The sequence below is a fragment of the Streptomyces sp. NPDC002520 genome (genome assembly GCF_053595235.1).
The window spans coordinates 134,897-146,389 of record NZ_JBSFXG010000024.1; the positions used below are offsets into that span (position 1 = coordinate 134,897).

Below are 11,493 nucleotides of genomic sequence, written 5' to 3' on the forward strand. Positions count from 1 at the left end.
TGGATAGTGTCGCTGTATGGAGGACCTTCTGCCGACCCCGGTGACCCAGGCCGGCCGGGACGGACTGCGGGCACTGCTCGCGCGGCCGCGTTCCGCCGTGATCGCCCTCGACTTCGACGGCACGCTGGCCCCGATCGTCGCCGACCCCGAGCAGGCCCGCGCCCACCCCGACGCCGTACCGGCGCTCGCCGCCCTCGCCCCGAAGGTGGCCTCCGTCGCCGTGGTCACCGGCAGACCCGCCGGCGTCGCGGTCCGCCACGGCGGATTCGCCGGCGTCCCCGGCCTGGACCACCTGACCGTCCTCGGCCACTACGGCGCCGAACGCTGGGACGCCGTGACCGGCACGGTCACCGCCCCGCCCCCGCATCCCGGCGTCGCCGCCGTCCGCGCCGAGCTGCCGGGCGTCCTGGACAGCGTCGGAGCCTGGCACGGCACCTGGATCGAGGAGAAGGGCCGCGCCCTCGCCGTCCACACCCGCCGCGCGGAGGACCCCCAGGCCGCCTTCGAGGCCCTGCGCGCCCCCCTCGCCGACCTCGCCACCCGGCACGGCCTGATCGTCGAGCCCGGCCGGATGGTCCTCGAACTCCGCCCGCCCGGCATGGACAAGGGCATCGCCCTCCTCGACCACGCCCGCGCCACCGGCGCCGAGTCCGTCCTCTACGCCGGTGACGACCTCGGCGACCTCCCCGCCTACGCCGCCGTCGACAAGCTCCGCTCCGACGGCGTTCCCGGCCTCCTCGTCTGCAGCGGTAGCACCGAGGTCACGGAACTGGCGGAACGGGCGGACCTGGTGGTGGACGGCCCCGGGGGAGTCGTGTCCCTGCTCCGGAACCTGGCGGCCCACATGGCCTGATCAGCCGCCCAGCGCCGTCAGCTGGTCCAGGAACCACTGCGCCGGAGGCAACGCCGTACCGGCCGCGGCCAGCCTCTTCGACCGCTCCGCCCGCTCGCCCGCCGGCATGCCGAGCGCCTCGTGCAACGCCCGCGCCGTGCCCCCGATGTCGTACGGGTTCACGACCAGCGCGTCCTCCCCCAGCTCCTCGTACGCCCCCGCCTCCCGCGACAGCACCAGGACGCACCCCTCGTCCGACACGACCGGCACCTCCTTGGCGACCAGGTTCATGCCGTCCCGGATCGGGTTGACCAGGGCCACGTCCGCGAGCCGGTACGAGGCCAGCGACCGCGCGAAGTCGTCCAGGACGTGCAGCACGACCGGCGTCCAACCCGGCCTGCCGAACTCGGCGTTGATCTCCTCCGCGACCCGCCGCACCTCGGCCGTGTAGTCGCGGTACACCGCGAGGTCCTGCCGCGACGGATACGCGAACGCCAGATGCACCACCCGCTCGCGCCACTCGGGGTGATCCCCCAGCAGCTGCCGGTACGCCAGCAGCCCGCGCACGATGTTCTTCGACAGCTCCGTCCGGTCCACCCGGACGATCGTCCGGCGCCCCTCGCCGATCTCCTCGCGCAGGGCCGCCATCCGCTCGGACACGTCCGGCCGGTGCGCCCGCTCGCGCAGGAAGTCCGCGTCGGCCCCGAGCCCGTGCACCCCGATCCGGGTCCCGGACGGAATGCCGGGGCCGAGGATCGCGTGGCAGCAGTCGGTGAACGCGTCCGCCCACCGCCGGGTCAGGAACGCCGCCCGGTCCGCGCCGAGGATGCCGGTGAGCAGCTCGGCGGCGATGTCGTCGGGCAGGAGACGGAAGTAGTCCAGCGGCGCCCAGGGCGTGTGCGAGAAGTGGCCGATGCGCAGGTCGGGGCGGAGCTGCCGGAGCATCCGGGGCGCGAGCGCCAGGTGGTAGTCCTGGATCAGGACCGCCGCGCCCTCGGCCGCCTCCTCGGCCAGCGCCTCGGCGAAGGCGTGGTTGTAGACCCGGTACGCCTCCCACTGCCGGCGGAACTCCGCGTCGAAGACCGGCTCCAGCGGGGTCTGGTAGAGCATGTGGTGGACGAACCAGAGCACCGAGTTGGCGATGCCGTTGTAGGCGTCGGCGAACACGTCCGGGTCGATGCCGAGCATCCGCACCCGCTGCCCGCCGGTGTCCTCGTCCGGCAGCGGCCCGCCGCCCGTGCGCCGTGCGGCCTCGCGGTCGCCGTCGCCCAGCGCGGCGCACACCCACACCGCGCCGGCCTCCGGCCCGATGGCCGACAGCCCGGAGACCAGCCCGCCACCGCCCCGTCTGGCCCGCAGCGAACCGTTCTCGAGGACCTCGTACGAAACCGGGCCGCGGTTGGACGCGACCAGCACCTCAGCACCATGGGTGGAAGCCATAAGCGTCAACCTAGCCCGGCGCGGAAACGCTCAAACGTACGGTCTGCCCCGGAAGGGGGCTGTATACAACCGGATACAGCCGGATTCGGCTACCGCGTGCGCCCCTCACGCCACCCTGCGCGCCGCGTACTCCGCGATCTCCGCCATCGGCGGCCGTTCCTCGGTGTCCACCGAGTAGGTGCGCGGCTCGAATCCGTCCTCGCCCCGTTCGAACTGGGTGAGGGAGGGCCGTACGAGGTGTCCGCGGGCGAGCCGCAGCTGTGCCGTGCGGTAGATCGCCGCGGCCATACGGCCCAGCGCCTGCCCGTCCTGGTGCCGGTGCTTGCGCACGCCCACGTCCACCTGGGCCAGCGCGTCCAGACCCACCAGGTGCAGGGCGTCGACCAGCATGCCCAGCTCCACGCCGTACCCGACCGGGAACGGCAGCTGCTCCAGCAGGGAGCGGCGGGCCGCGTACTCGCCGCCCAGCGGCTGCACGAAGCCGGCCAGCTGCGGCCAGTGCATGTTCAGCAGCGGGCGGGCCATCAGCTCGGTGACCCGGCCGCCCTGCCCGGCGGCCGTCGTGCCGGGGGCGCTCCCGTCGGACACCGTGAGCGGGCGGTCGTACATCGCCTTGACCAGGTCGACGTCCGGGTCGGTGAGCAGCGGGCCGACGATGCCGAGGACGAAGTCCGAGGAGAACTCCCGCAGGTCGGCGTCGACGAAGCAGACGATGTCGCCGCTGGTGACCAGCAGGGAGCGCCACAGCACCTCGCCCTTGCCGGGCACGGCCGGGATGCGGGGGAGGATGCTGTCGCGGTGGACGACCCGCGCGCCGGCGGCGCCCGCCACCTCGGAGGTGCGGTCGGTGGATCCGGAGTCGACGACGACGATCTCGTCGACCAGCGGGGTCTGCCCCATGAGGTCGCGGCGGATCGCGGCGACGATGTCGCCGACGGTCTCCTCCTCGTTGAGCGCGGGCAGGACGACGGAGACGGACTGGCCGGTGCGCTGTTTGGCGGCCAGCACGCGGTGCAGCGGTCGGTCGGCCACGGACCAGGAGCGGGTGGCCAGCCAGCGCTCGACTTCTTCCAGCACGGTCTGCGGCTCCTCACTGTCGTGATCATCCCCGGGCACCGGGTGATCCATCTCGCGGTTCGGACGACTCTCTCAACTGTCCTGGCCTTCGGTTACAGTCTTGAGCAACGCCGATGACCACCGCCTGTCGGGGGTCGTCAGCGTCTACAACCGAATACCGCTCATCCAGAGGGGCAGAGGGATACGGCCCGATGAAGCCCCGGCAACCCTCCAGTCGGTCACTCGTTCACGCGAGGCTCCCGGCTAGGGAAGGTGCCAAATCCGTCTCACGGCGAGATGCGTCGTGAGGAAGATGAGGAGAAAGGGCCTCGCCTCCATGGCTGTGCAGACAGTTGCAAGCACCAGCAATCCCACCGTCGATCTCGGCCCCGCCGCGGCGTTGAGCTGTCGCGAGTGCGGTCACCGGGTGCCCCTCGGACCGGTGTTCGCCTGTGAGGAGTGTTTCGGCCCGCTGGAGATCGCGTACGACTTCTCGGCCTACGAGCCCGAGGAACTGCGCAAGCGGATCGAGGCCGGCCCCGCGAACATCTGGCGTTACGCCCCCCTGCTTCCGGTCCCGGCCGACGTGGCCGACAAGCCGAACATCAACCCCGGCTGGACCAAGCTCGTCAAGGCCGACAACCTGGCGCGCGAACTGGGCGTCACCGGCGGCCTGTACGTGAAGGACGACTCCGGCAACCCGACGCACTCCTTCAAGGACCGCGTCGTCGCCCAGGCCCTGGAGGCCGCCCGCGCCTTCGGCTTCACCACGCTCTCCTGCTCCTCCACCGGCAACCTGGCCGGCGCCGTCGGCGCCGCGGCCGCCCGGGCGGGCTTTCGCTCCTGCGTGTTCATCCCGCACGACCTGGAGCAGGGCAAGATCGTCATGGCCGCGGTCTACGGTGGGGAACTCGTCGGCATCGAGGGCAACTACGACGACGTGAACCGCTTCTGCTCCGAGCTGATCGGCGACCCGGCCGGCGAGGGCTGGGGCTTCGTCAACGTCAACCTGCGGCCGTACTACGCGGAGGGGTCGAAGACCCTGGCGTACGAGATCTGCGAGCAGCTCGGCTGGCGGCTGCCGGACCAGATCGTGGTCCCGATCGCCTCCGGCTCCCAGCTCACGAAGATCGACAAGGGTCTGCAGGAGCTGATCAAGCTCGGTCTGGTCGAGGACCGGCCCTACAAGATCTTCGGCGCCCAGGCCGAGGGCTGCTCGCCGGTGTCGACCGCGTTCAAGGCGGGGCACGACGTCGTCCGGCCGCAGAAGCCGAACACCATCGCCAAGTCGCTGGCCATCGGCAACCCGGCCGACGGGCCGTACGTCCTCGACATCGCGCGCCGCACCGGCGGTGCCGTGGAGGACGTGACGGACGAGCAGGTCGTCGACGCCATCAAGCTGCTGGCCCGCACCGAGGGCGTGTTCGCCGAGACGGCGGGCGGTGTGACGGTCGGCGTCACGAAGAAGCTGATCGACAACGGCGTCCTGGACCCCTCGCTCACCACGGTCGTCCTCAACACCGGCGACGGCCTCAAGACCCTCGACGCGGTGGCCGGCACCGGCCTCACCGCCACCATCCGCCCGACCCTGGACTCCTTCCGAGAGGCTGGCCTCGCATCATGAGCGTGACCGTTCGCATCCCCACCATCCTGCGCACCTACACCGGCGGTCAGGCCGAGGTCGCCGCCGAGGGCGGGACCCTCTCCGAGGTCATCGAGGACCTGGAGAAGAACCACACGGGGATCGCCGCCCGCGTCCTGGACGACCAGGGCAAGCTGCGCCGCTTCGTCAACGTGTACGTGAACGACGACGACGTCCGCTTCGAGCAGGGCCTTCAGACGGCCACCCCGGACGGGGCCGGTGTCTCCATCATTCCGGCCGTCGCCGGCGGCTGAGAATTACCCAAGGTAAGGACAGTTACCGACTGTTCATCGAATGGCCCCCTCCGTGAGAGAAGCGGAGGGGGCCATTCTGTGTGATTGAGCGCGGTAGAGTTGGGGAACGCGCTCCCGCCCGGACGGGTCGGGGGCCCTGGAACGATGCCGCGCACCCGATAAGAAGTAGCCAAAAAGGCCGGGTTATATGCGGCATTTGTGGTTTTCACGGGGCCCGACTTGCCCTGCATTCAGGCGACTTCTCGCTAAATTCCGGACCGGTGTCGTCCAGATTTCTCGTCCGATTGACCTGTTGCAGACGGCAGTTGGACAGATACATTCAGCCGCGGTCGACGCGTTCCGGCGCACGCCCCCGCCCGATTGGGGGGTGAGGTCTGACCCGGATCCGCGAAGTGTGGATCTGTGCAAGGGCCAGTAATAGGGGAGTTAGGCATGGCTCAGGGCACCGTCAAGTGGTTCAACGCGGAGAAGGGGTACGGCTTCATCGCGGTCGACGGTGGTGCGGATGTATTCGTCCACTACAGCGCGATCCAGATGGACGGTTACCGCACCCTGGAAGAGGGGCAGCGGGTCGACTTCGAGATCTCGCAAGGCCAGAAGGGCCCGCAGGCGGACATGGTCCGGCTGGCGGCCGGCTGAAGCACGCGTCGACTGACAGCGACGTACTTCTGTTCGTCTTCGAAGGGTCCGTACCTCCCGGGGTACGGACCCTTCGTCGTGCCCGGCACTCCTGTTCGCGTGCGGCTGACGGAGGTGCCGTACACCCTCCAGGCGCTTGCTCCCACCCGCCACCCGGCCACCGCCCCTCATGGAGCCCGCTGCGCGGGCGCGTGTTGAACTGTCGCCCGACCACCACCCCTCAACGGACCCGCTTCGCGGGTGCGCCTTGCACTCGTGCATGCCGAGTGCTAATCATTGGCGTTAGCACTCTGAAGGTGAGAGTGACAAAAATGGACCGGGTCGGTGAGGCCCGCAGGCCACGTGGGGCAAGGAACCACAGGCCGGCGAGCCGTCCGTCGCGGGCGCGGGCGCGGTCCGAAGGAATCACCCCCAGTCCTGGAGGGACCACTTCACATGGCCAAGATCATCGCGTTCGACGAGGAGGCGCGGCGCGGCCTCGAGCGCGGCATGAACCAGCTCGCGGACGCCGTCAAGGTGACGCTCGGCCCCAAGGGCCGCAACGTCGTCCTCGAGAAGAAGTGGGGCGCCCCCACGATCACCAACGATGGTGTCTCCATCGCCAAGGAGATCGAGCTCGAGGACCCGTACGAGAAGATCGGCGCCGAGCTGGTCAAGGAAGTCGCCAAGAAGACGGACGACGTCGCCGGTGACGGTACGACCACCGCGACCGTGCTCGCCCAGGCCCTGGTCAAGGAAGGCCTGCGCAACGTCGCCGCCGGTGCCAACCCGATGGCTCTGAAGCGCGGTATCGAGAAGGCCGTCGAGGCCGTCTCCGCCGCCCTGCTGGAGCAGGCGAAGGACGTCGAGACCAAGGAGCAGATCGCCTCCACCGCGTCCATCTCCGCCGCCGACACCCAGATCGGCGAGCTGATCGCCGAGGCCATGGACAAGGTCGGCAAGGAAGGCGTCATCACCGTCGAGGAGAGCAACACCTTCGGTCTGGAGCTCGAGCTCACCGAGGGCATGCGCTTCGACAAGGGCTACATCTCGGCGTACTTCGCGACCGACATGGAGCGCATGGAGGCGTCGCTCGAGGACCCCTACATCCTCATCGCCAACTCCAAGATCTCCTCGGTCAAGGACCTGCTCCCGCTGCTGGAGAAGGTCATGCAGTCGGGCAAGCCGCTGCTGATCATCGCCGAGGACGTCGAGGGCGAGGCCCTGTCGACCCTGGTCGTCAACAAGATCCGCGGCACCTTCAAGTCCGTCGCCGTCAAGGCCCCGGGCTTCGGTGACCGCCGCAAGGCCATGCTCGGCGACATCGCCATCCTCACGGGCGGCGAGGTCATCTCCGAGGAGGTCGGCCTCAAGCTGGAGAACGCGACCCTGGACCTCCTGGGCCGCGCCCGCAAGGTCGTCATCACCAAGGACGAGACCACCATCGTCGACGGTGCCGGCTCCTCGGAGCAGGTGGGCGGCCGCGTCAACCAGATCCGCGCCGAGATCGAGAACAGCGACTCGGACTACGACCGCGAGAAGCTGCAGGAGCGCCTGGCGAAGCTCGCCGGCGGTGTCGCGGTCATCAAGGCCGGTGCCGCCACCGAGGTGGAGCTCAAGGAGCGCAAGCACCGCATCGAGGACGCCGTCCGCAACGCGAAGGCCGCCGTCGAGGAGGGCATCGTCGCCGGTGGTGGCGTGGCCCTGCTGCAGACCACCAACGTCTTCGAGAAGCTGGAGCTCGAGGGTGACGAGGCGACCGGCGCCAACGCCGTGAAGCTCGCGCTGGAGGCCCCGCTGAAGCAGATCGCCGTCAACGCCGGCCTCGAGGGCGGTGTCGTGGTGGAGAAGGTGCGCAACCTGACCCCGGGTCACGGCCTGAACGCCGCGACCGGCGAGTACGTCGACCTGGTCGCCGAGGGCATCATCGACCCGGCGAAGGTGACCCGTTCCGCGCTGCAGAACGCCGCCTCCATCGCCGCGCTGTTCCTCACCACCGAGGCCGTCATCGCCGACAAGCCGGAGAAGGCCGCCGCGGCCGCCCCGGGCGGCATGCCGGGCGGTGACATGGACTTCTGATCGACCTCTGGTTGATCAACGTCCTTACCGAGGGCGGCACTTCCTGTCTGCGACAGGGGGTGCCGCCCTCGGGCGTGTCCGGGATCACAGCAGGGCCGTGGGCGGGGGGAATGCGGGACGCCGTAGGCTCCTTTACTTAAGAACGTGCATCAATGCGCATGCACATACCAACTGGTCAACATCGCCACGCACGAGGAGCCCCCCACGTGACCGCCACGACGCCCCCCGCCTCCCGCGCCGCCCAGATCCTGTCCCGTCCGATCCGGCTCAACGGGCTGAGGGTGCCCAACCGGATCGTGATGGCGCCGATGACCCGGATGTTCTCCCCGAGCGGTGTCCCCGGTGAGGACGTGGTGTCGTACTACGCCCGCCGTGCCGCCGCCGGTGTCGGCCTGATCGTCACCGAGGGCACCTACGTCGGCCACCCGTCGGCCGGCCAGAGCGACCGCGTGCCCCGGTTCCACGGCGAGGAGCAGCTGGCGGGCTGGGCGAAGGTCGCCGAGGAGGTGCACGCGGCGGGCGGCACGATCGTGCCGCAGCTGTGGCACATCGGCATGGTCCGCAAGCAGGGCGAGCCGCCGTTCGCGGACGCTCCCGCCCTCGGCCCGTCCGGCCTGGTCACCGAGGGCGCCGAGCCCACCGGCAAGGCCATGACGCAAGCGGACCTGGACGACGTCGTCACCGCGTTCGCCGAGGCCGCGGCCGACGCCGAGCGCATCGGCTTCGACGGCGTCGAGCTCCACGGTGCCCACGGCTACCTCGTCGACCAGTTCCTGTGGGCGGGCACCAACCGCCGCACGGACGCCTACGGCGGCGACCCGGTGGCCCGTACGAAGTTCGCGGCGGAGATCGTCGCGGCGGTCCGCGAGAAGGTCTCCCCCGAATTCCCGGTCATCTTCCGCTACTCGCAGTGGAAGCAGCAGGACTACACCGCCCGTCTCGCCGAGAGCCCCGAGGATCTGGAGGCCCTCCTCACCCCGCTGGCCGCCGCCGGCGTCGACGTCTTCCACGCCTCCACCCGCCGCTACTGGCTCCCCGAGTTCGACGGCTCCGACCTCAACCTCGCCGGCTGGACCAAGAAGCTCACCGGCAAGCCGGTCATCACCGTCGGCTCGGTCGGCCTCGACGGCGACTTCGTCAACGCGTTCCGCGGCGAGGGCTCCCCGGTCAAGGACATCGATGACCTTCTCGACCGGCTGGAGAGCGAGGAGTACGACATGGTCGCCGTCGGCCGCGCGCTGCTCCAGGACCCCGAGTGGGCCGCCAAGGTGCTCGCCGGCCGCTTCGACGAGCTGAAGTCGTACGACGCGGCCGCGCTGAAGACGCTCAGCTGACGCCGCGAGGCCGGTGGCGGTGGGGGGCGCCTACAGGTTGCCCATCGGCTCGATGTCGACGTACACGGGCGTCCCCCACACCCGCAGCACCTCGTAGTCGGTGAACTCGTGGACGAGCCGGTACGCCATGGCGGGCCGGGAGCCGCGCCGCTGAGCGGCGAGATAGGCCTCGGCCTCCTGCCGGTCCCGCCGGGGCGTGCCGCACAACTGCCACTCCCGCCCGTTCCACGCCTCCGGCAGCCAGCGCTGCTGGGGCTGCGGGCGGTCGGCGCGCACGCCGTACCGGGAGGGGGCGGTCGCCGGGGCCTCCGCGCCCTGCGGCCGGCCACCCCCGTACTCCGCCCGCCGTGCGGCCCGGCGCCGGGTCTCGCACAGCAGACACAGATCGGGCGCGCTCTCGTCGACCGGCCCGTTCGGATGCTCCGGGCACCGGGTGCTGGGCGCGCTGGTGGCGACGCTCTCGTCCAGCAGATCGAGCGCTCTGCGCAGATCGGCCTTGATCTCGTGCAGCCGTCCGTCCGGGGTGTCGGCGGTCAGCGCCTCCCCGTGCTCCCCGAGCACCCGCAGGGCACGGCCGAGCGCCGTCAACTGGGCGTGGTTCATGCCTCCCAGCTTCTCACCCGTGACTCCAGCGGTTCAGCCGCCGTGGTGGAGCAGGCTTCCCTCGCCGCAGGCGGGGGCGGTGTCGTTCAGGGGCAGCGGGGAGACGGCCTTGACCACGGGGACGACGGCGAGGTCGGCGGCGCACCTGGTGGTGCCGGTGGCGGTCCAGTGGTCGTCGGTGTGCGTCCGGGCGTGGGCGGGGGTGGCCAGGACGGCGGCGGTGGCGGTGGCGGTGAGGGCGGCGGTGGTCAGGAGCTTCTTCGTCATGACCGGGGAAACGAACGGTCGCAGGGCGCGTCACGCGGGTTTCGGGGGTCTTCAAAGTTGAGCGGTGCGGAGGTGTCCGCGGGCTCGGCGGGTGGTGACGCAGCGTGTGCGTAGGCGCTGGCTGCCGGCGTTGCGGAACCCGAAGGCGGCGCGGGCGACGAGCTTGATCACGCGGTTGATCCCCTCGCTCTTGGCGTTGCTGTGGCCGGTGTCGACGAACGCGGAGATCTCGGGCCACCAGCGGTCGACGGTGACGGCGAGCTGGCGGACTTCGGGGATGTCGGAGTCCGCGCACCAGGTCAGGAACTTCCACCGCGCATGGCCGATGCGGTGGCGGTCGGCGCCGGTGCGGGCCAGGGCGAGGAGGTTGCGCAGGGACTCCTTGGCGATCCACGCCGTCAGCAGGATGCGGCCGACCTTCCCCTCGGCCAGCAGCGGGTTCCACATCTTTTCGAACTGCTCGTCGGTGAGGTCCTCGCGGTTGCGCAGCAGGCGCCGCCTCGCCTTCCACTCCGGGTCACTGGCGCGTCCGCGCCGTCCGCGGATCTCGGCGGTGGTGCGGCGCCGGACCATGGAGAGCATCTTGTTGGCGAGCTGGACGACGTGGAAGTGGTCGACCACGACGGTGGCGTCGGGCAGGCTGGTGCGGATCGCGGCGCGGTAGGTGGCCGACATGTCGATGGCGACGTGGCGGATGTTCTTGCGCCAGGTCAGTGGTGTGGTGGACAGCCAGGCCAGGACGTCGGCGACGGTGCGGCCCTCGACCTGGCCGAGCAGTCCGCCGTGGCCCAGCGCGTCGACGAACCCGGTGTGCCACCGGTCCCGGGTCAGACGCCACTTGCCGGACTCGGGGTCCTGTTCCCACTTCGTCTTGCCCCGCCGGGTCTCGTCGATGCCCAGTACCTTCACCTCGGGCAGCGGAGCGTCGACCACCTCGCGTGCCGATATACGGAAGGCGCCCATCACCGTTGGCCAGGACAGATGCAGGTCGCGGGCGGCCTGGATGACGGTGGAGCCGGCATCGCGCACCCGGTGCCCGGCCGCCTGGCGCAGCCGGGCGGTGATCCGCGCCCCGGCCGGTATCTGGGCAATGCTCTCGGTGAACGACTTCCTCGGGCACTTCGGCTCGCGGCACCACCAGCGGCGCTTGTGCCAGAAGAACTCCAACCCCCGCTCCCCGTAGGGCAGATCACGCGGCCGGGTCACCGCCGGCCCCTTCACCCGGGAGGCGAGGACCCCGCAGGACGGGCAGGCCCGCGCCGCCTCGTCTGCCGTGATCAGGTGCACCCGACGCGTCCCGTCGGGCAGTGACTCGATCCTCGCGACGGACACCCCGTCGAGACCGAGCAGCAACGTCGTATCGTTGAC

Annotated in this window: 11 protein-coding genes and 1 riboswitch; of the genes, 6 read left to right on the top strand and 5 right to left on the bottom strand. The window is 70.6% G+C overall.

From position 1 onward, the window contains the following. Positions 1-16: 16 nt before the first annotated feature. A complete protein-coding gene (otsB, locus tag ACWD5D_RS29190) occupies positions 17-853 on the top strand; it encodes a trehalose-phosphatase (protein ID WP_451375738.1) in 837 nt (278 codons plus the stop codon). On the opposite strand, the gene ACWD5D_RS29195 is transcribed toward otsB, so the two are convergent. Further along, positions 854-2,272, bottom strand: coding sequence for an alpha,alpha-trehalose-phosphate synthase (UDP-forming) (locus ACWD5D_RS29195; RefSeq protein ID WP_451375739.1), 1,419 nt, complete (start codon positions 2,270-2,272; stop codon positions 854-856). 105 nt (positions 2,273-2,377) lie between these two features. Continuing rightward, positions 2,378-3,349, bottom strand: a complete 972-nt coding sequence (locus ACWD5D_RS29200; protein ID WP_451375752.1) for a glucosyl-3-phosphoglycerate synthase — start codon at positions 3,347-3,349, stop codon at positions 2,378-2,380. A gap of 158 nt (positions 3,350-3,507) precedes the next feature. After that, a riboswitch (SAM riboswitch) is annotated at positions 3,508-3,648 on the top strand. A gap of 17 nt (positions 3,649-3,665) precedes the next feature. Between ACWD5D_RS29200 and thrC the strand changes: the two genes are divergently transcribed. From thrC to ACWD5D_RS29225, 5 genes are all read left to right on the top strand, one after another. Continuing rightward, a complete protein-coding gene (gene thrC / locus ACWD5D_RS29205) occupies positions 3,666-4,952 on the top strand; it encodes a threonine synthase (protein ID WP_451375740.1) in 1,287 nt (428 codons plus the stop codon). Next, entirely contained in the window at positions 4,949-5,224 is a 276-nt protein-coding gene (locus ACWD5D_RS29210) for a MoaD/ThiS family protein (protein WP_451375741.1), read from the top strand. Before thrC ends, ACWD5D_RS29210 begins: the two co-directional genes overlap by 4 nt. A gap of 432 nt (positions 5,225-5,656) precedes the next feature. Further along, positions 5,657-5,863: a cold-shock protein gene (locus tag ACWD5D_RS29215; protein ID WP_016436693.1), complete on the top strand. Its 207-nt coding sequence runs from the start codon at positions 5,657-5,659 to the stop codon at positions 5,861-5,863. Between the two features lie 435 nt (positions 5,864-6,298). Further along, positions 6,299-7,921 (top strand): chaperonin GroEL, encoded by a 1,623-nt coding sequence (groL, locus tag ACWD5D_RS29220; RefSeq protein ID WP_451375742.1) that lies wholly within the window; start codon positions 6,299-6,301, stop codon positions 7,919-7,921. A gap of 206 nt (positions 7,922-8,127) precedes the next feature. Next, positions 8,128-9,255 (top strand): NADH:flavin oxidoreductase, encoded by a 1,128-nt coding sequence (locus ACWD5D_RS29225; RefSeq protein ID WP_451375743.1) that lies wholly within the window; start codon positions 8,128-8,130, stop codon positions 9,253-9,255. Between the two features lie 30 nt (positions 9,256-9,285). Here ACWD5D_RS29225 and ACWD5D_RS29230 read toward each other — a convergent pair whose 3' ends face one another. The 3 genes from ACWD5D_RS29230 to ACWD5D_RS29240 form a co-directional block, all read right to left on the bottom strand. Continuing rightward, positions 9,286-9,858, bottom strand: coding sequence for a hypothetical protein (locus ACWD5D_RS29230; protein WP_451375744.1), 573 nt, complete (start codon positions 9,856-9,858; stop codon positions 9,286-9,288). Between the two features lie 33 nt (positions 9,859-9,891). Then, entirely contained in the window at positions 9,892-10,125 is a 234-nt protein-coding gene (locus ACWD5D_RS29235) for a hypothetical protein (RefSeq protein WP_451375745.1), read from the bottom strand. Between the two features lie 51 nt (positions 10,126-10,176). Continuing rightward, a partial coding sequence (locus ACWD5D_RS29240; protein WP_451375746.1) for an ISL3 family transposase occupies positions 10,177-11,493 on the bottom strand: 1,317 nt, incomplete at its 5' end.